Annotated in this window: 2 protein-coding genes; both read right to left on the minus strand. The window is 64.6% G+C overall.

All coding sequences use genetic code 11. From position 1 onward, the window contains the following. Positions 1-8,313, minus strand: an 8,313-nt coding sequence (locus tag CH291_RS01100) for a non-ribosomal peptide synthetase (protein ID WP_256980683.1), incomplete at its 3' end; no start/stop codon positions are given. Between the two features lie 170 nt (positions 8,314-8,483). Then, positions 8,484-22,976 (minus strand): non-ribosomal peptide synthetase, encoded by a 14,493-nt coding sequence (locus tag CH291_RS01105; RefSeq protein WP_094686507.1) that lies wholly within the window; start codon positions 22,974-22,976, stop codon positions 8,484-8,486. Positions 22,977-23,112 lie beyond the last annotated feature (136 nt).

Consider the following 23,112-nt stretch of genomic DNA (forward strand, 5'->3'; position numbering starts at 1 on the left):
CACCCCCGCCACCAACTCCTCCACCGGAGTCGACGGCGCACGATACTCCCGAGCCTCGAACACCGGATCCGGCAACGCCCGCCGATCCAACTTGCCGTTCGACGTCAACGGCAGCGCCTCGAGCACCATCACCACATCGGGAACCATGTACGACGGCAGCATCTCCGCCACAGCTCCGCGAACAACGTCGACCTCGACCGTGCCGGCAGAAGCGACCACGTACGCCACCAGCTGATCGTCACGAACGAGCACCACCGCCTGCGACACCGAATCGTGAGCCACGACTGCGGCTTCCACCTCGCCCAGCTCGATCCGCAGACCACGCAGCTTGACCTGGAAATCGGAGCGACCGACGTACACCAATTCGCCTGTGCCCGAATCCGAGTGCACCCACCGAACGATGTCACCGGTCCGGTACATCCGGTCACCACCCGACGGCGACAGCGGGTCGGCCACAAAACGATCCGCGGTGAGATCGGCACGTCCCTGGTATCCACGGGCCAACTGAACGCCCGCGAGATACAACTCTCCCGCAACGCCCACCGGCACCGGCCGCAACCGCGAATCCAACACCAGCACACGCGTATTCCACACCGGACGACCGATAGGAACCGAGTCGATATCCGACTCGGTCACCTCGTGGTGGGTCACGTCGACGGCCGCTTCGGTCGGCCCGTACAGGTTGTGCAGCCGCGCGGACGGGAGAACCCGAAGTGCGTGTGCTCCCACCTGCGGGGGCAGCGCCTCACCGGAGGCGAATACCAGCGACAGAGACGTGCACTGCGCTGCGGACGGGTCTGCCAGAAAAACCGACAGCATCGAGGGTACGAAGTGAAGAACCGAGACGCGCTCGGTCACGACGACATCGACCAGGTACGCCGGATCACGATGTCCATCGGGCCGGGCCACTACCAGCGTGGCACCGATCTGCAACGGCCAGAAGAACTCCCACACCGAGACGTCGAACGTGGCCGGCGTCTTCTGCAGTACTACGTCATCGGGGCTCAGAGCGTACTCGTGTTGCATCCACCGGAGACGGTTGACGATCGCCGAGTGGGTTATCGCCACGCCCTTCGGTCGGCCCGTGGAACCCGAGGTGAAGATCACGTACGCGGTGTTGGCCCCGCCGAGAGACCCACGACGCTCGTGATCGGCAATCGGATCCGCGGACAACTCCGACACGTCGACATCGTCGAGATCGATCCGAACGAAGTCGCCCGTCGCCTCGAAGCCGTCACCAGTGGTGGACAAGACCACGGCAGGTCGCGCAGTGGAGACGATGTAGTCGATGCGATCGAGCGGTTGCTCCGGATCGAGCGGTAGATATCCACCGCCCGCCTCGAGCACCGCGTACATTCCGACCAACAACTCGGTCGAACGTCGAAGTGCGAGGCCCACCAACGATTCCGGACCCACGCCCTCGGCGATCAATCGTCGCGCCAGCCGATTCACCCGGGATTCGAACTCCCGATAGGACAACGTCTCCGAGCCGAAGACCACAGCTCGCGCGTCCGGTGTCCGAGCAACTTGCTCTTCGAACAACGAGACCAGGGTCGCGTCGGGCACCGGGTGCGATGTCCGGTTCCATTCCGAGACCACCAAACTGCGTTCGTCGCCGATCGACATGTCCACATCGCCGACCACAACGGACGGTTCGGCGATCACCCCGGACAGCAAGCGGACGAAACGTTCGCCGAACGCGACCGCCGTCGCGGAATCGAACAGATCTGTGGCGTAGGTGAACTCGACCAACCAGCCGAGATCATCCGGGGTTTTGTAGGTGTCGGAGACCGTCACCTGCAAATCGAATCGAGCCAGCTCGGCCTCGATGTCCACTTCGGCGACCGTGAGCCCCGACAAGTCGAACGACGACGGCGCGAGGTTCTGGAAGGTCAGCAGAACCTGGAACAGCGGGTGGCGACTGGTCGACCGAGTGGGGTTGATGACCTCGACGAGACGCTCGAACGGGACGTCCGCTTGACCGAAGGCCGAAAGGTCTCGTTCACGAACCGAATCCAGCATGGCCTCGAAGGACACGTCGTTGTCGATTTCGGTGCGAAGGACCAGGGTGTTGACGAACATTCCGATCACATCGTCCAACGCGGCTTCGCCACGACCGGCGATCGGAGTACCGATCGCAAGGTCACTCGAGCCGGACAGGCGCGACAGCAGAAGCGCCAGCACGGCATGAACTACCATGAACGACGTCGAGTTATGTTCCCGCGCAAACGATTCGACCGAGGATCGCATTGCGTGATCGATCACGAACCGGTGGGTGGCACCGCGATAGGACGGTACTCGCGGCCGCGGGCGATCGGTGGGCAACTCCAATTGGTCGGGCAGTCCGGACAGTTCGCCGACCCAATATGCCTCCTGCGCGGAGATCAGCGAGTCCGGATCTCCTTCGGAGCCGAGGACCTGACGCTGCCACAGGGTGTAGTCGATGTACTGAACGGCCAGCGGCTTCCAGGCGGGAATCTCGCCGCGCAGTCGTGCCAGGTATGCCTCCATGACGTCCCTGGTCAGGGGCCCCATCGAGAACCCGTCCGCGGCAATGTGATGCACGACGAACACCAGCACGTGCTCCGACTCCGAGACGGTCATCAGCTCGATGCGCAACGGAACCGATGCCGTGACGTCGAACCCACGGGAGATCAGCGATGTCACTCGTTCCACCACGTCGGATTCGCCGACGTCCTGAGGCTCGAGTTCACCGATCGCAGCGGTAGTCGGAACCACCACCTGAATACCGGTCCCGTCGACGGACGGGTAGTACGTCCTCAACGATTCGTGTCGATCGACCACGTCGACGACGGCTGCTCGTAGCGCCTCGACATCGAGTAGGCCCGTCAATCTCAACGCGACCGGAATGTTGTTGACTGCAGTGTCTGGCTCGAAGCGGTTCAGGAACCACATTCTGTTCTGCGCCAGGGACAGTGGAACGGTTTCCGGTCGCGGCTGCGCGACGAGCGCCGTCCTACCGCCGGAGCCCACGGCAGATTCGACGCGGTCCGCGAGCGCGTGCACGGTGGGTGCCTCGAACAACGTACGTACCGAGACCGACGTATCCAATGCCGCACCGACCCGGGCCACCACTCTGGTCGCGGTCAGCGAATTGCCGCCGATGGCGAAGAAATCGTCGTTGCGGCCGACTCGTTCGACGCCGACGATGTCGGAGAAGATCCCCGCGATGATCTCTTCCACCGGTGTCGCGGGCGGGAGGTACGGGCCCGCGTCGACTGTCGGATCCGGGAGAGCGCGACGATCCAGTTTGCCGTTCGCGGTCACCGGTAGGGAATCGAGAACGATCAGCGCTGTGGGAACCATGTAGCTCGGCAGCACCGCAGACGAGGCGGCCTGCAGATCGGCCGTGTCGACTGCAGCACCGGCTCGACCCACCACGTAGCCGATCAACTGATCGTTACGAACCAGGACGACTGCCTGGTCCACCGACACCTGTTGCGTCAGAACGGCTTCGATTTCCCCGAGCTCGATACGAAGGCCGCGGAGCTTGACCTGGAAGTCACTGCGACCGACGTAGGTCAGAGACCCATCCTGCCTACGGCGGACGAGGTCACCGGTCCGGTACATCCGGGAGCCCTCGCTACCGCCCGGTTCGGCGACGAATCTGTCGGCCGTCAGGTCGGGCCGTGCCACGTAGCCGCGCGCAAGCTGGACACCCGCGAGATACAACTCGCCCGTCACGCCCACCGGCACCGGTCGCAACTGGGCGTCGAGAACGTGCAGGCGGGTGTTCCACACCGGGGCACCGATCGGCACGTCTGCCGTGTCGGTCGGACCCACCTCGTGGTGAGTGACGTCGACCGCGGCCTCGGTCGGGCCGTACAGGTTGTGCAACGCCGCTCCGGGCAACGCGTCTCGCGTTCGTGCCGCGGTGGACGCAGGTAGCGCCTCACCGGAGGCGAACAACAACCGAAGAGAGGGAAGCGACACTGCTCGAACGCCACCTCGCTCGGAGACGGCGGGGTCGGATACGTTGCCGGACAGCAGGTCCGAAGCGAACACCGAGAGCATCGACGGCACGAAGTGCATGGTGCTCACGTGCTGTTCGGCAGCCAGGTCGGCGAGGTAGGACGGGTCGCGGTGGCCGTCGGGACGGGCGAGGACCACGCGGGCACCCACCCGCAACGCCCAGAAGAACTCCCATACCGACACGTCGAACGTCGCCGGAGTCTTCTGCATGACGACGTCGTCGACGTCCAGTCCGTACTCGTCCTGCATCCACTCGAGCCGGTTGACGATGGCCTCGTGCGACACGGCCACGCCCTTCGGCTTGCCCGTCGAACCCGAGGTGAAGATGACGTACGCGATGTCGCTCGGCCGAGGCGTCGCAGTGCGTTCCGAATCGAGAAGTGCTCGACCGGTTTCCGCTGAGGGCGCGTCGGCGGTCACCGAGATGACGGGGACACCGGAATCGGTGGCGAATTCTTCGCGCTCGGTGGTGAGGATGCACACCGGTTGCGCGGTGGCGAGTACGTAGTCGTTTCGATCTGCGGGCTGATCGGGATCGATCGGAAGATAGGCCCCGCCTGCTTCCAGCACCGCATACATGGCGATCATCAGCTCGAGCGATCGTCGGATGGCAAGACCGACCAATCGATCGGGTCCGACGCCCGCCGAGATCAATTCTCGGGCAAGCGCATTGGCCCTGACACTGAGCTCGGAGTAGGTGAGCCGCTCACCCTCGAACACGATTGCGACTGCGTCGGGGGTGCGTGTCACCTGAGTGCGGAACGCGGACAACAGAGTGTGCTCTCCGTCGACATCATGCCGGGTGTCGTTCCACCGCGCCAGCTCCGAGTACTCCTGCGACTCGAGCAACTCGATTCGGCCGGTCGGTACAGCGGGAGCCGTGGTGACGGCCTCGAGTACGCGCAGGAACCGGTCCCGGAATCCGGACACCGTGTCACGATCGAAAATGTCGGTGGCGTACGTCAGGTCGACTGTCCACCCGGCCGAACCGGGATCGGCGTCGACCTCGTCGGAGATCGTCAACTGCAGGTCGAACTTGGCCAGGGCCGCATCGAAATCCACCGCACCGACGTCGAGTCCGTCCAACGACACAGATCGGTGGTCGAGGTTCTGGAATGCCAGCATGACCTGAAACAGTGGATGCCTGCTGGTGGAACGCACCGGGTCGAGTACCTCGACAAGGCGCTCGAAGGGAACGTCTGCATGTCCGAACGCTGCCAGATCGATTCCACGGACCCGAGACACCAAGTCGGCGAACGACATCGAGGGATCGACCTCGACGCGGAGCACCAGGGTGTTGACGAACATTCCGATGACGTCGTCGAGTTCCTGCTCACCTCGACCTGCCACGGGCGTGCCGATGACGATGTCGGTACTGGACGACAGCCGCGCCAGCAGAACGGACAGCGCCGCATGCATCACCATGAAAGGGGTGGCACCGTGCGTGCGCGCCAGCTCCTCGATTCCCATGCGGATATCGTTGTCGAGCGTGAACCTCAGTGTCGCACCGCTGTTCGACGCCTCGACCGGCCGTTGCCGATCGGCGGGCAGTTCGATCTGGTCGGGCAGGTCCGCCAGGGCATCGATCCAGTACCGTTCCTGCTCGGAGATGATCGAGCTGGGGTCCGTTTCCGATCCCAGGACCTCTCGTTGCCAGAGAGTGAAATCGGCGTACTGGACCGGTAGCGGTGCCCAACCGGGCGCGTCGCCCCGTACCCGTGCCGAGTACGCCGTGACGACGTCACGGGTGAGAGGTCCCATCGAAAATCCGTCGGATGCAATGTGATGCACGACGAATACGAGAATGTGTTCGGTGCCGGTGACCCGCATCAGTTCCACGCGGAGCGGAGCCGAGGTCGTCACGTCGAATCCGGTGGAGACCGTGGCGAAGATCGCGGCAGCGATACCGCTCTCGTCCACATCCACCGGCACGAGATCGGTCACCGACTCCTGCGCGGGCAGCACAACCTGGCGGCCGCGTCCATCGACCCCTGGGTAGACGGTACGCAGAGACTCGTGGCGTTCGACGACGTCGCGCAACGCCAGATTGAGAGCGTCGACGTCCAACTCTCCCGTCAGACGCAACGCGACAGGGATGTTGTTCACACCGGATTCGGGGTCGAACCTGTTGAGGAACCACATCCGCTGCTGCGCCATCGACAGCGGGATCTCCTCCGGCCGCTCCCCCGCGATCAACGCCGGACGCGCGCGGACTCCGACGGAGACGGCCTCGTCGGCGATCTCGGCCAGCTCGGCCACCGTCGACGCGTCGAAGAACACGCGGACCTCGATGCGAGTTCCGAGAGCCGCGTTGATTCTCGCAACGACGCGAGTGGCGTTGAGCGAGTTGCCACCGAGGGTGAAGAAGTCGTCGTCTATTCCGATGGTGTCGATTCCGAGGACATCGGTGAACGCGTCGACGAGGACCTTCTCCGTCGGTGTTCTCGGAGCGCGATACTCCTTGACGAGCGACGTGAAATCCGGCTCGGGTAGCGCTTTCCGGTCCAGCTTTCCGCTCGATCCGAGCGGAAACTCGGCCAACGGAACGTAGAGGGACGGGACCATGTACTCGGGCAGCCGATTTCGGACAGCGGCGGCCAACTCGTCGGAATCGATGTCGGCTCGAGTGACGACGTACGCCACGAGATGGTCGCCGAGCGCGGTCTCACCGGCGTCGGTATGCACCACCACCGCGGCCTGCTCCACCGACTCGTGGCTGCTCAGTGCTGCTTCGATCTCACCGAGCTCGATCCGCAGTCCCCGCAGCTTCACCTGGAAGTCGGTTCGACCGACGTACTCGAGGGTGTCGTCACCTCGCCACTTGACGAGGTCGCCCGTGCGGTACATCCGGTCTCCCGGCGCACCGAACGGGTCGGCCACGAACCGGTCCGCAGTGAGGTCGGAACGTCCCAGGTAACCGCGGGCGAGCTGGACCCCGGACAGATAGAGCTCACCCTCGGTACCCAGCGGAGCTCGGCGGAGTCCACCGTCGAGCACGTAGAGGCCGGTCTCGGGCACCGCAGAGCCGATGGGCACGGGGCCGGTCGTTTCCGACTCCGTCTCGAAGTAGGTGACGTCGACTGCCGCCTCGGTCGGCCCGTACAGGTTGTGCAATGCGGCAGAGGAAACGCGGTGGAAGGCGTTGGAGACCGCGGCGGGAAGCGCCTCGCCGGACGCGAAGACGTTTCGAAGAGATGTCACTGTCGCAGCACTCGGCTCCGCGACGTAGACCGCCAACATCGACGGAACGAAGTGTGCGACCGTGACTCGCCGGTCGGCCATGATCGCGGCCAGATAGGCCGGGTCTCGGTGTCCGTCGGGGCGGGCGACGACCAACCGGGCGCCGATCTGCAACGGCCAGAACAACTCCCACACCGACACGTCGAAAGTGAACGGTGTCTTCTGCAGCACTGTGTCGGCGCTGTCCATCGGGTACTCGGACTGACGCCAATCGAGGTTGGCGACGATGGCACCGTGCGAGACGGCGACGCCCTTCGGCCTGCCCGTCGAACCGGACGTGAAGATCACGTAGGCCAGGTTCTCGGCCGTCAGGGCACCGCGTCGATCGGATCGCTCGATGGGTGCATCGGAGTACGACGAGACGTCGACGGTATCGACGTCGACGGTGTCGATTCCGGCCGGAAGGTCGACGTCGTCCGCACTCACGGTGAGGACGACTCGGGGGGCAGCCAGTTCGACGACGTACGACAGCCGGTCGGCAGGGTGATCGGGGTCGAGCGGCACGTAGGCGCCACCGGCCTCGATGATCGCGTACATCGCGACCATCAGATCCAACGAGCGCCTGATCGCCAAGCCCACTCGATCGTCCGGGCCGACACCGAGATCGATCAGATGGCGGGCCAAGCGATCGACTCGCGCGCCGAACTGGGCGTAGGTGAGTTCGGAACCTTCGAATTCCAATGCAACGGCATCGGGAGTGCGCCGAACCTGTGCGGCGAATCGACTCGACAGCGTGTCGGTCGAATCGGCACTGATCGCTCGGGCCGGGGCGGAGTCACCGACGACGGAGATCGCATCTGCGATCAACGCGTCGACCACGGCCTCCAGACCGCCCTGGGTTGCCTCGAGGAGCCCCGGTGCAACCGAGGAGAGAACGACGGGGATCAGAGCATCGACGCCGAGGACACCGCCCATGGCTGCATCCAGGCTGGTGATTTCGTCGTCCAGTCGCGCATAACTCACCGACACGTCTGCGGCGGTCAGGGCAACTCGATCTGCATCGACGGCTCGTACGGAGGAGATCAATCGGGGAAGATCGTCGATCGTGTACTGACTGCGGTTCGAATCTCCGACCGACATCTATCTGTTCCTCCCGCTCGACAACCGAGACGCTGCGATCGCATTACTCGACGCACATCTCGAAACGCACGCGCGTACACGCGCTAAACGCACACTTCTCTCTACGTTCGCACACCTGGTGTACCCGAATCGAATCGCTTCGAACCCACCGATACCGATCGGTCGTTCACTCAATCGTCGGATCCGATCACCGACTGCGAAAGCTCGATCAGGGCCGCCACTTTCGCAGCGTATCCCTGGGCTCCGAGAGCAGGCAGGATGCCCGGAATCAACCCCGACAATGCGACCGTGACAAGAGCGTCCGGCTTCAACGCAGAACCCATTGTCGTGGACACACTGTCGAACTTGTCGCGCAGTTGCGCGAACGTGACGGCCTGACCGTCGTGCTCGACGGCGGTCAGATCCGGCTGTTCCACTGCCGCCTCGGAAACCAAACGCGGTAGGTCCGCGACCGATGCCGCCTTCTTCTTCGGGGCGAACATCTTCTTCTCTCGCTCCGTCGAGATGTCGATCTCTCGCAGCACCACAGAAGCGTCGCTGGTGACCGTACCGAGGACCGTCGCGAATCGTTCCGCCACGGTCTCGATGGTGGAGCGCTGGAACAGTGCGGTGGCGTAGGTGAACACTCCGCGCAGGCCCACCAGCTCCCCATCGGTGTTCACGTCCTCGAACACCGTGAGCTGAAGATCGAACTTCGCCTGATCGGTGTCGATGTCGACGGGTTCGACTGTCACACCGGGGAGTTCCACCGCACCCGGAGCACGGTCCGCGAACGTCAGCAGAACCTGGAACAGCGGGCTGACGGACCCGGTCCGCGGTCGGCCGAAAGCATCGACGAGCATCTCGAACGGAACGTCGGCATGGCCGAAGGCAGCGAGGTCGGTGTCCTTCGCCGAGGCGACGAGATCGGCGAACGTCTCGTTCTCACGCACCTGGGTCCGCAGGACCAGAGTGTTCACGAACATCCCGATGACGTCGTCGAGTTGTTGTTCTCCGCGCCCGGCAACGGGTGTTCCGATCACGATGTCCGAGGAACCGCTCAGCCTCGCAAGCAGGAGAGCGAGCGCACTGTGCACCACCATGAACACCGTCGCGCCGGTGGACCTGGCCGTCTCTGCCACCTGCCGTGCGACGGTAGGCCCGACGGTGAACTCGACGCGCGCCCCCTCGGTCGACGGTGTCCGCGGACGGCTCGAATCGAAGGGCAAGGACAGCTGTTCGGGCACGCCCGCCAGCTGTTCCATCCAGTAGCCGATCTGAGTGGAGATGACGCTGGACGGATCTTCCGGGCTGCCGAGTACGTCGCGTTGCCACAGACCGAAGTCCGCGTACTGAATCTCCAGCGGCGGCCATGCCGGTGCCTCCCCGTGCACGCGCGCGGAGTATGCGGTCATGACGTCACGGACCATGGGCCGCATCGAGAAGCCATCGGCACTGATGTGATGCGCCACCATCGCCAGCACGTGATCGCCGGCGGAGACCTCGAACAGAGCCACTCGAATCGGAACGTCGGAGGTGACATCGAAGCCCTGGCCGAAGAACGCGACCAGTGCACCTTCGATTCCGGTCGCGTCGACCGTACTCGTGTCGAACGGCAGTCCGGCGGCGTCGGCGTCGAGGATCTGCTGGACGGGCCCGTGCGGAGTCTCCGGGTACACGGTTCGCAGAACCTCGTGTCGCCGGACCACATCGGCGACCGACAGTCGTACCGAGTCCACATCGAGAGCGCCGCGGATACGAAGGGCGACCGGGATGTTGTACGCGGCCGAATCCGGATCGACCCTGTTGATCGTCCACATGCGCTGCTGCGCGAGAGACAGCGGAATCGCGTCGGGGCGCGGGCGGTGAGTCAACGGCGCTCGCGCGCCCTCGCCCGACAAGGGCGCAACCCGAGCCGCCAGAGCAGCGACGGTCGATGCCTCGAACACGAGGCGAACAGGAACCTGGGCGTCGAGCGCAACACCGAGTCGGGCGACCACCTGGGTTGCGACGAGCGAATTTCCGCCGAGCGCGAAGAAGTCGTCGTCGAGCCCGACTCGGTCCACGCCGAGCACCTCGGCGTACACGCCGGCCACGATCTCTTCGACCGGTGTCTTCGGCGCACGGAACTCGGTGGAGTCGAGAACCGGTGCGGGCAGCGCCTTGCGATCGAGTTTGCCGTTGACGTTGCGAGGCAACACGTCCAGCACGACGAAGTCCGACGGCACCATGTACGACGGCAGCGCCTGACCGAGCTCGGCTCGGAGTTCGTCCGCGTCGACCGTGGCATCGGCGTCGGGAACGACGTAGGCCACGATTCGGTCACCGACCACGTGGTGTTCTCGAACGATCACGGCGGCGTCACCGACACTGTCGAGTTGTCGAAGGACTGCCTCGATCTCGCCGAGTTCGATGCGGAATCCACGTAGCTTGACCTGGAAGTCCGCACGCTCGACGTACTCGAGCATCCCGGCGGCGGGGTGCGAGCGCGCGGACCAGCGCACCAGATCGCCGGTGCGGTACATGCGACTTCCTGGACCGCCGTACGGATTCGCCGTGAACCGTTCAGCGGAGAGGTCTGCGCGGGTGTGGTAGCCGCGGGCCAACTGAGCGCCCGAGAGGTAGAGCTCCCCTACCACGCCGACAGGGGCCGGGTGCAGACGCGAATCCAGTACCAGCACCTCGGTGTTCCACTCCGGTGCGCCGATCGGCACGACGTCCACATCCGAGTCCGTGACGCGGTGCGCGGTCACCGACACCGCTGCCTCTGTGGGCCCGTAGAGATTGAACAGCTCTGCAGTATTACGCGCGACGAACTGCTGCGCGAGCGCGGCCGGCAGTGCCTCGCCGATCGCCAACACTCGCGAAAGGGTATGCGGCAACGTTCCGTTGCCCACGGACATCAACATCGACAGCATGGACGGAACGACGTGCAGCGTGGTCACTGCACGTTCGCGCAGCAACTCGATCAGGTAGTCCGGATCCTTGTGCCCGTCCGGTTCGGCCACGACCAGACGTGCACCCGACGTGGGGGCAGACCAGAACTCCCACACCGAGAGATCGAATGTCGCCACGGTCTTGAGCAGCACGGCGTCGTCGACGCCGAGACCGAATTCTTCGCGCTTCCACAGCAATTGATTGACGATGGCGCGGTGCGGGACCGAGACACCCTTCGGGCGCCCCGTGGAGCCGGACGTGAAGATCACGTACGCGGTGTTCGAGGCGCGCAGAGGCGCGAGTCGGTCACCGTCGGTCAAGGGTTCTGCCGAGCATTCGGAGAGGTCGCAGACATCGAGCTCGATCACCGTCGCCGTGGTGGACATCGCGGCGGTGTGCTCGGACGTGGTGACGATGCAGATCGGGTCCGCTGTGTCCAGAATGTGGATGTTGCGCTCGGCGGGTTGATCGGGGTCGATCGGAACGTAGGCTCCACCGGCCTCGACGATTGCGTACATCGCCACGACGAGGTCGATGGATCGGCGAAGGGCGAGACCCACCAGAGCCTCGGGACCGACGCCATGACGCACCAGATGCCTCGCGAGCCGACTGACTCGGGCGGCGAATTCCGCGTATGTCAGTGCGTCCGATCCGAATTGGAGTGCGGTCCGTTTCGGGTTCTCGGCCGCGGTGCGGTGAAACAGATCGACGAGCGTGGCCTGGGTGTCGGTCGCCCGGGCCGTGTCGTTCCATGTCGTGAGGACCTGTGTTCTCTCGTCCGACCGAAGTACGTCCAGGTCCGCCACCGGACGTGTCGGGTCGGACGAGATAGCGGCGAGCAGCAACTCGAAACGCTGCACGAAGCTCCGGGCCGTCGATTCCTCGAACAGGTCCGTTGCGTAGGTCATCATCGCGGACAATCCGCTGCCGCCTGCGTCGTCGACCGAGTCGAACACGATCAGGTGCAGGTCGAACTGAGAGTTGACGGATTCCGTCTCCAGGGTGGAGACGGTCAACCCACTGAGCTCGAGCGTGCGCTGCGCGAAGTTCTGGAACGAGAATCCGACCTGGAACAGCGGGTGCCTGGCCGTGGAACGGTTGGGGTTGAGTACTTCCACGAGACGCTCGAACGGGACGTCGGCGTGGGCGAACGCGTGCAGATCGACCTCTCTGGCCTGTGCGAGGAGGTCTTCGAACGATGCACCGTGGTCGACGTCGAGGCGCAGGACCAGCGTATTGACGAACATGCCGATCAGATCTTCGACGGCTTGCTCGGTGCGTCCGGCGATCGGAGTGCCGACGGCGATGTCCGAGGATCCGGTCAGTCGCGCGAGCAGAACCGCGAAAGCGGTGTGAACGGCCATGAACACCGTCGCGTTGTGCGTACGCGCCAACTGCTGCAACGAACGGTGAGTCTGCCCGTCGATGTCGAACTCGATCCGTCCGCCGCGGAAGGACTGATTCTTCGGTCGAGCATGGTCGGTCGGCAGATTCAGCTGATCGGGCAGATCGTTCAGTGCCGAACGCCAGTACGAAATCTGCTGCGCAGCCTGCGATTCCGGATCGTCCTCGGAGCCGAGAGTACGCCGCTGCCACAACGCGTAATCGGCATACTGCACCGGTAGCTGCGGCCACATCGGGTCACTGCCATCGGACCGGGCTGCGTACGCAGCCATGAGGTCTCGGGTCATCGGAACCATCGAGGAACCGTCGGCTGCGATGTGATGGGCGACCATCGCCAGGACGAATTCGTGCTGCGCGACTCGAAAGAGCCTGATCTCGAGAGGGATCTCCCTCGTGACGTCGAAAGTCCGCGAGACGAATCGGTGCACCGCACCGACGACCTCGTCGCCCTCGACATCGAACACCTCGAAGTCCCGCTCCGCCTTCGACGCCGGTAGTACCAGCTGCTGGGGGCCGTCCGGGGAATCGGGGTACACGGTGCGCAGCGATTCGTGTCGCTCGACGAGGTCCGCGAGTGCACCACGCAACGCCTCGACATCGAGCGGCCCGCTCAATCGCAGCGCGAACGGAATGTTGTACGCCGTCGACTCGGGGTCGAAGCGATTGAGGAACCACATTCGCTGCTGGGCCAGCGAGAGTGGAATGCGTTCGGGGCGCCGATCGGCCGTCAACGGCGTACGGCCACCCGCGCCGGAATGCCGTTCCACCCGAAGGGCAAGGGCGGCGACGGTCGACGCCTCGAACAGGGCGCGCACCGGGACCTGGGCGTCCAGTGCGACTCCGATCCTCGAGACCACCTGCGTCGCGACGAGCGAATTTCCCCCGAGTGCAAAGAAGTCGTCATCGAGACCGACTCGGTCGACACCGAGGACGTCGGCAAAAGCACCGGCAACGATCTCCTCGACCGGCGTTGTCGGAGAACGGAATTCCCGCACCTCGGGAGCCGGTTCCGGCAGGGCACGACGATCGAGCTTTCCGTTGACCGTCAGCGGGATGGCGTCGATCTCCACGAATGCCGAGGGCACCATGTACTCGGGCAGCATCTCGTTCACTCCCGAGCGCACCCGGTCGATGTCGATCGTGCCCGGACCCACCAGGTACGCCACCAGCCGTGCCGACCCGGTCGTGTCCTCGCGGACGATCACGGCGGCTTGTGCGACTGTCGGCTGAGCGGCGACGGCAACCTCGATCTCGCCCAACTCGATCCGGAATCCACGGACCTTGACCTGATCGTCGCTGCGCCCCAGATATTCGAGATCGCCGCCGACGCCCCACCGAGCCACGTCGCCTGTGCGGTACAGCATCGACCCCGCTTCACCGAACGGATCCGCGACGAATCGACTCACGGTCAAATCTGCTCGACCCAGATACCCGCGCGCCAACTGCTTACCGGCAACGTACATCTCGCCTGGAACGCCGACCGGAACCGGATTCAGTCTTCCGTCGAGAACGTAGACCCGCAGACCCGCGATCGGAGATCCCACCACTGATGCCGAAGCAGATGCCGCCAGTTCCGCCGTGAGTTCGCGATACGACACGTGCACAGTCGTCTCGGTGATGCCGTACATGTTCACCAACCGCGGCGATCGGTCACCGTGCCGATCGAACCAACCGGAGAGGCGTCGTAGCTCGAGCGCTTCACCGCCGAAGATCACGTACCGCAGAGCCAACTCGGAATCGGTGTTCCCCTTGGCCCTGTCGGTTTCGGCAAGTTGATGGAACGCCGACGGAGTTTGATTGAGGACGGTGATGCGCTTCGACACCAGGAGTTCGTGGAAGGCTTCGGGCGAACGTGAGGTGTAGAAGTCGACGACCACGAGCGAGCCGCCGTGCAAGAGCGGACCCCACAGTTCCCAGACGGAGAAGTCGAAGGCGTACGAGTGGAACATCGACCACACGTCGGAGGAGTCGAACCCGTACGAGGACGCAGTGTTGGCGAACAGACGCAGCACGTTTCGGTGCGGCACCAGGACACCTTTGGGTCGGCCGGTGGAGCCGGACGTGTAGATGACGTACGCGACGTTCGCGGGCCGAAGTGTCGTGGTGCGCTCGTCGTCACGGATCGGTGAATCGTCGAGATCGGTCAGATCCAAGCCGACGATATCCACCAGGGGGACGCCCTCGGGGCGAGTGACGAGATCTCCGGTCGAGAGCACACAGACCGGTCCGGCGTCGGCCATCATGAAGTCGATGCGCTCGGGTGGATAGTTCGGGTCGACCGGCAGGTAGCCACCTCCGGCCTTGACCACGGCGAGGAGCGCGACAATGAGATCGATCGACCGTGGAAGAGCCACGGCCACAAGTGTTTCCGGGCCGACCCCCACCGATATCAAGTGTCTCGCGAGACGGTTGACGCGGCGGTCGAACTCTGCGTAGGACAGCGTCCGATCCTCGAACGTCACAGCAGGCGCGTCCGGGAACTTCGATACCTGATCATCGAAGATGTCCACCAGCGTCGACGGGCTGTCGGGAACTCCGTCGCCCGACGCATTCCAGCGCGACACGACGAACTCGCGCTCGAAATTGTCGAGTATTTCTATGTCCCCGACGGTGATCGAGGGATCGGCCACCACAGCGTCGAGGATCCGCAACAACCTGTTCGCGAATGCGGCCACTGTGTGCTCGTCGAAAAGGTCTGTTGCGTAAGTGAATTCAGCGGCCATGCCCTGTCCGCGACCGTCGGCTCCGACCGACTCGGACAGAGTCAACTGCAGATCGAACTTGGCCACCGCGGCATCGAGCTCGATGGTGTCGATTCCGAGCCCGGGCAGGTCGACGTGCGTGGTGCGCAGATTCTCGAACGACAACACGACCTGGAACAGTGGGTGCCTGGCCGTGGAGCGGACCGGATTCAGTACCTCGACCAGCCGCTCGAACGGTACGTCCGCGTGGGCGAAGGCACCCAGCGCCGAGTCTCGCGCAATCGCGAGTTGCTCGGTGAACGAGCGGGCCGGATCGACCGGTGTTCGCAGGACCAAGGTGTTGACGAACATCCCCACCAGGTCGTCGACTGCCACTTCACCGCGACCGGCGACCGGTGTTCCGATAGCGATGTCCTCGGTTCCCGACAGACGCCCCAGCAGAACGGTTAATGCCGAGTGCACCACCATGAACAACGTCGCATTGTTCGCACGTGCGATGTCGAAGAGCGCGCGATGGGTACGGGCAGGGATCGAGAACCTCGTACGGGCTCCGCGGAACGTCTGTTGCGCGGGACGCGGGTGATCCAGCGGTAGCTCCAGCTGATCCGGCAGTCCGTCGAGTTTGCTCTTCCAATATTCGATCTGTGAGGAGATCAGCGAAGCCGGGTCGTCCTCCGAGCCCAGCACGTCCCGCTGCCACAGTGTGTAGTCGGCGTACTGCACGGGCAGCGGTATCCAGTTCGGGTGTTCCCAGGCCGTGCGCGCCGCGTACGCGGTCATGATGTCGCGTGCCACCGGCCCCATCGACCAACCGTCTGCCGAAATGTGGTGTACGACAATGGCGAGAACGTGCTCGGTCGAATCGACCTCGAACAGGGTGGCACGGATCGGGACGTCGGCCGTGACGTCGAAACCTCGGGATGTCAGAGCGACGACTTCGTGCTGAATGTTGTTCGCGTCCACTTTGATCGGCAGTAGGCTCGGCACGATCTGGGCAGCGTCGAGCACCACCTGATGGGGACCGTCGATGGAGTCCGGGTACAACGTTCGCAGCGACTCGTGTCGATCGATGACGTCCATGATGGACACCTGCATCGCCGCGACGTCGAGTTGACCGGACAACCGAAGAGCGAAGGGAAGATTGTAAGTTGCGGAGTCGGGCTCGAAGCGGTTGAGGAACCACATCCTCTGCTGCGCCAACGAGAGCGGTATCCGGATCGGACGTTCGCCCGCGACCAGAGCGCGACGACTTCCACTACCCGAGTGCTGTTCCACCCGCACCGCCAACGACGCCACCGTCGACGCCTCGAACAGCATGCGAACGGGCACGGTCGTGTCGAGAGCGACGCCGAGTCGCGACACCACCTGGGTGGCAATCAGCGAGTTGCCACCCAGATCGAAGAAGTCGTCGTCGAGACCGACTCGTTCGACACCGAGCACATCGGAGAACACGTCGGCAACGATCTCTTCGATCGGCGTCGTAGGTGCTCGAAACTCCTTGACCTCCAGGACCGGCGCAGGTAGTGCCCGCCGATCCAACTTGCCGTTCACTGTCAGAGGGATGGCGTCGAGCAGAACGAATGCCGACGGCACCATGTAGTCGGGAACCTGTCCGGTGACCGTGGAACGGACGTCCTCGACGTCCTCGATGGGTTGGTCCGCCACCACGTAGGCAACCAGACGAGCAGCACCGGGCGAGTCCTCACGGACCACGACCGCCGCCTGGGTGACGCTCGGGTGCGACGTCACCGCCGCCTCCACCTCGCCCAGCTCGATGCGGAATCCACGAACCTTGACCTGATCGTCCGAACGACCGAGGTACTCGAGCTCGCCCGCGGCGTTCCACTGCGCGAGGTCACCCGTTCGGTACAAAAGCGATCCCTGGCCTGCTTCGGATGCGAAGGGGTTCGCCACGAAGCGAACCGACGTCAACTCTCGGCGCCCCAGGTAACCGCGAGCGAGTTGTCCACCGGCAACGTACATCTCGCCGGGCACTCCGATCGGAACCGGGTGCAGTCGGGTGTCCAGAACGAACACCCGCAGTCCGGCGATCGGCTTGCCGACCACCGACGCGCTCGTCTCGACGGACGCGGCATCGAGCGCACGGTAGGACACGTGCACGGTCGTCTCGGTGATGCCGTACATGTTGACGAGCTGGGGCGCACTGTGCCCGTGCCGTTCGAACCAGCCGGTCAGCCGTCGTTGTTCGAGGGCTTCGCCGCCGAAGATCACGTACCGCAGCGCCAGTTCGCCGTGCGCGGTCGCCGTCGTGCGATCGGCCTCGGAGAGCTGATAGAACGCCGACGGCGTCTGGTTGAGCACCGTGACCTGCTCGTCGACGAGCAGTCGGTGGAATGCCTCCGGCGACCGTGAGGTGAAGTAGTCGACGACGACCAACGTGCCGCCGTACAGCAACGGTCCCCACAGCTCCCACACCGAGAAGTCGAATGCGTAGGAGTGGAACATCGTCCAGACGTCGTCGGCACCGAAGCCGTAGACAGAATCGGTGTTGTCGAGCAGCCGAACGACGTTGCGATGCGGAACCATCACGCCCTTGGGACGCCCCGTCGAACCCGAGGTGTAGATGACGTAGGCGACGTTGTCGGGCCGCAGCGGAGCAGTCCGATCCTCGTCGGTGACGGGATCGTCGGACACCGAGGACAGATCGACGGTGTCGATATCGAGCAGCGCTGCGCCGGTACGTGATTCGACGTCAGACGGCAGTTCGACTCGGTCCGAGCCGGACAACAGAACGGTGGTGGGGCGAGCATCGTCGAGCATGTACTCGACCCGGTCGAGTGGGTAGCTCGGGTCGACGGGGAGGTATCCACCGCCGGCCTTGATCACCGCGACGAGCGCGACGACCAGTTCCGCCGACCGAGGAAGTGCTACGGCGACCAGGCTTTCGGGGCCGACGCCGTGCGAGACGAGAACGCGCGCAAGGCGATTGGACTGCGCATCGAACTCCGCGTAGGTCATCGACGAGCCACCGAATCGCACCGCGACGGCGTCCGGGTGATTCGCGGCAGCTGCATCGAGCAGATCCACCAGGGTCAGCTCTCGTGAGACGTCGTCTCCCGAGACGTTCCACTGCGACACCACGGCACGGTGCTCTGCGGCGTCGACGATCGTGACGTCACCGACCGGCACTGTCGCGTCCGTGGTGACCGCGTCCAGAATCGCCAGGAAGCGACGCGCGAAGCTCTCGACGAGATCTTCGTCGAACAGATCCGTGGCGTACTCGAACACCGCATCGATACCCGCGGGCGCTCCATCGTCGAGGTGCTCGGCCAGCCACAGCTGTATGTCGAATTTGGCGATGGGAACATCGAATTCGGCGGCTTCCGCGCGCAGGCTACCGACGGTGAGTTCACGAGACATCGCCGATTCGAGTGAGATCGCGACCTGGAACAGCGGGTGCCGAGACGTCGAGCGGACCGGGTTCAGCACCTCGACGAGGCGCTCGAACGGCACGTCTGCATGCGCGAACGCGGACAGATCCGTGTCACGTACGCGCGAGAGCAGATCCTCGAACGTCAACGCCGGGTCGACCTCGGTGCGCAGTACGAGCGTGTTGACGAACATGCCGACCAGGTCGTCGAGTGCGGGTTCTCCCCGACCGGCCACGGGCGCACCGATGGCGATGTCGGTGGTACCACTGAGCCGGGCGAGCAGCAGCGCGTACGCCGATTGCATGACCATGAACAGCGAGGCGTTGTTCGCTCGGGCCAGGTTCGCAAGCGAGGCATGCAGATGCGCCGGAACGTCCACCCGGAGCTTGCTGCCCGCATTCGAGGACACGGCGGGCCGTGGCCTGCTCGACGGCAGCGCCAGTTGATCGGGCAGATCTTCGAGAGTCGCGCTCCAGTAGGCGATTTCGCGCGACGCCAGAGACAGTGGATCTGTCTCGGGACCGAGCACAGCTCGTTGCCACAACGCGTAGTCGGCGTACTGGACCTCGAGAGGGGTCCACTCGGGTGCGCGGCCCTTGACTCGGCTCGAGTACGCGACCAGCACGTCCCGCGCCAGCGGGCCGAACGACGCGCCGTCGGCGGCGATGTGGTGGAGCACCATCGCGAGTTCGTGTTCGGTCGGTGAGATCTCGAAGAGTGCGATGCGGAACGGTGTGTCGACCGTGACGTCGAATCCCTTGGCGACCAGTTCGTGCAGCCGGCCACCCAGTTCGTCGCGTTCGATGCGAACCGGCAGAATCGTCGCCGGAGTCCGTGCGGCCGTGAGCACGACCTGTTCCGGTGAGCCGTCCACTTCGGGGTAGACGGTGCGCAGCGTTTCGTGTCGATCGACGACATCGGCGAATGCGGCCGACAGCGCCACCACGTCCAGCGGACCGGTCAGACGAACGGAGAACGGCAGGTTGTACGCCGCGGTGGTCGGGTCGAAGCGGTTCAGAAACCACATCCGCTGTTGCGCAGGTGAGAGCGGAATACGCTCGGGCCGTTCCCGCGACTCCAGAACCGGGGTGTCCGCCCCGAGCCGGGCCGCCGATTCGGCCCTGGCCGCGAGTGCGCCGACCGTGGGAGCCTCGAACAGCTCACGGACACCGAGGCGCACACCGAGAGCGCTGCCGACTCGCGTCACCAACTGCGTGGCGATCAGAGAGTTGCCACCGAGCTCGAAGAAGTCCTCGTCCAGACCGACCTTGGAGGCTCCGAGCAGATCCTCGTAGATGCCCGCGACGACGTACTCCGCTCGGCTCTGCGGAGCCCGGTACTTCTTCGCACTGCTGAACACCGGCTCCGGCAACGCTTTTCGGTCGAGCTTGCCGCTGGTGTTCAACGGCAGGGCGTCGAGGACGACGACCGCTGCAGGCACCATGTACGACGGTAGGGCGTGACCGGCGAACTCGATCGCCGTGGCCGACTCGATGGATCGCCCGGGAGCCGCGACCACATACGCCACCAACTGATCACCGGTGACCGTCTGGACAACCAGTACCACTGCCTGCGAGATGGATTCGTTGGCGAGCAGAACCGTTTCGATCTCGCCGAGCTCGATGCGTTGGCCGCGGAACTTGACCTGGAAATCGGTTCGTCCGATGTAGTCCAGCACTCCGTCGCTACGCCAGCGTACGAGGTCACCGGTGCGGTACATCCGCTCGCCGTCGGTGCCGAAGGGGTTGGCGACGAAGCGATCCGAGCTCAGATCCGGTCGGCCCACGTAGCCGCGCGCCAACTGGACTCCGGCGAGGTACAGCTCGCCCGATTCGCCGATCGGGGTGGGTCGCAGCCGACCGTCGAGAACGAAGGCCCTGGTGTTCCACTCGGGGACACCGATCGGAACGGTGCGGGTGTCCTCCGGTCCGCTGGGGTGATAGGTGACCGAGACCGCGGCCTCGGTGGGGCCGTAGAGATTGTGCAGCCCCGCCGAGCACAGCGCGCGGAACGACGCTGCCGTCTCGACCGGCAGGGCCTCACCGATGACGAACACGTGGCGCAGCGAACTGCAAGTGCCCATCGGCGCGTTGGCCACGAACACCGTCAGCATCGACGGCACGAAATCGGTGATCGTGACCCGATGTTCGGCGATCTTGTTGGCCACGTAGACCGAGTCTCGATGCCCGTCGGGGGTGGCGAGCACCATCGTCGCGCCGACGCGCAGCGGCAGGAAGAATCCCCAGAGCGAGACGTCGAAGGTGGTGGCCGTCTTCTGCAGATAGACGTCGGAGGCGTCCATCGGATACTCCGAGAGCATCCACTCCATCTGGTTGTGGATGGCCGCGTGTTCGACCGCGACACCCTTCGGCCGTCCGGTGGAACCGGACGTGTAGATCACGTACGCAGTATTCGAAAGTCGTAGTGGCGCAGTGCGTTCGACATCCCGAACGGGTGCCGTGGACCTCGCGGCACAGTCGACGAGATCGACCGCAACCGTCTCGGTTCCCTCGGGCAGCGCCACCTCGTCGCGGGAGGAGATCAGCACGCACCGCGGCTGTGCGGAATCCAGAATGTAGGCCGTGCGATCCGCGGGGTGGTCGGGGTCGATCGGCACCCAGGCACCGCCCGCCGCGACGATCGCGTACATGCCGACGACGAGGTCGAAAGAACGGCGAATCGACAGTCCGACGAGCGTCTCGGGACCCACACCCATGTCGATCAGGTGGCGAGCGAGGCCGTTCACGCGCGCCGAGAGGTCACCGTATGTCAGCGCCTCGCCCTCGTACACCAGGGCTGTCGCATCAGGGTTCGCGGCCGCGGCGGCCTCGAATGCGGAGAGCAGAGTCCGTGGCTCGGTCTCGTGCTCGGTGTCGTTCCACCGGTCCACGACCTGCTCGCGTTCGAGACCGTCCGTCAGTGCCAGATCCCATACCGCGTCCTTCGGTCCCGACGCCACGAAGCGGGCGAAGAAATCGACGAAGCGTTCGTGGTTCCGGCCGGCTTGTTCCGGTCCGTACAGATTGGGGTTCGACTCGAAGTCGATGTGCGTGGTGGACCCGGCGACGCTGGTGTACAGATTGAGCCCGAAATCCTCGATGAGGCCGGTCGAGAGAATGTTGATGCCGCCGACCATCGACCCGAGGCGCACCTCGCCGAAGAACAGCATGATGTTGACCCACGGGCCGAAGAACGAGGCCTGACCACTGGCCGAGCCTGCATCGCGCCGGATGTCCTCGTGCCGGTAACGCTGGTGGCGCAGGGCCCCGGAGACCTCGGCGTTGACGCGCGCGAAGAGCGTCTCGACGGTGGTGTCTCCCGACACGTCGAGCCGAAGGGGAACGACGTTGGAGACCATTCCGCCGGAACGGCGAAGTACAGCGGTGGTGCGTGCGGTGACCGGCAGCGAGAGTACGACGTCTTCTCGTCCGGTCATCTGGGCGAGGTAGGCGGCGAAGCCGGCGATGACGATGGTTGCCATCGTGGTGTCCGTCTCGGCACGAAGAGCCTCGAGCCGTTCCATCGTCTCGGTGGACAGAGCTGTGCTGTCGATCTGGCTCTTCGCTGCCGGCGGAGCCGTGTGCCCGGCGAGAGTGGTGACTCCGTCGATGCCGTCGATGCGTGACGCCCAGTACTCGCGGTCGGCCTCGAAACGGGTCGAATCACGGTATGCCACGTCGATGTCGTAGACCTTGGTCAGATCCGATGCCAGGTTCTTGCTCGGCTCGGTACCTTCCACCGCTGCGGTGTACAGCTCCGCCGCACGGTTCATGAACGTGACGGCACCGAAACCGTCGAGCACCACGTGATGCACGCGCTCGTACCAGAACCACACGTCGTCCTCGAGGCGCAGGACGGTCGCCGCGATGAGTCGGTCGCGGAGAATGTCGATCGGCGCGCTGTAGTCGCCGTGCATCCACGCCAGGGCCGCTGCTCGCGGATCGGCCTCACCGCGCAGATCGAGGTAGTTCAGAGAGTCGTCGAGGGTGGGGTCGACGATCTGCCGGGGCTCGGCGTCGACCTCGACGATGCGCACGAATCCCGATTGCAGTTCGAGTGCCGCCTGCGAGGATGCTCGGCGAAGCAGCTCCACGTCGAGGTCGCCGTGCAGTTCGATGTACTGGGCGATGTTCGCGGGTACCGAGGGGTCCACGTGCTGCGCGAACCACATTCCCAATTGGGCCGGTGACAGTGGGAACGACGAATGCTCGGAACTGCCGACTCCGTCGTCGTGTCCAGCACCTTCCACACCTAGCGGGTCCAATCGAAGCCTCTCTTTCCCACAATCACACGCGCCCCCACCGGCTGCCACACGAGCAGCGATCGGCAGGCACCGAACACATCGAGCAAGTTGCTTACTTCGTTCTCTATTTTCTCACCGGAAA

Origin of the sequence: Rhodococcus sp. 14-1411-2a, assembly GCF_002259485.1 — a bacterium.
Classification (GTDB): Bacteria; Actinomycetota; Actinomycetes; order Mycobacteriales; family Mycobacteriaceae; genus Rhodococcoides.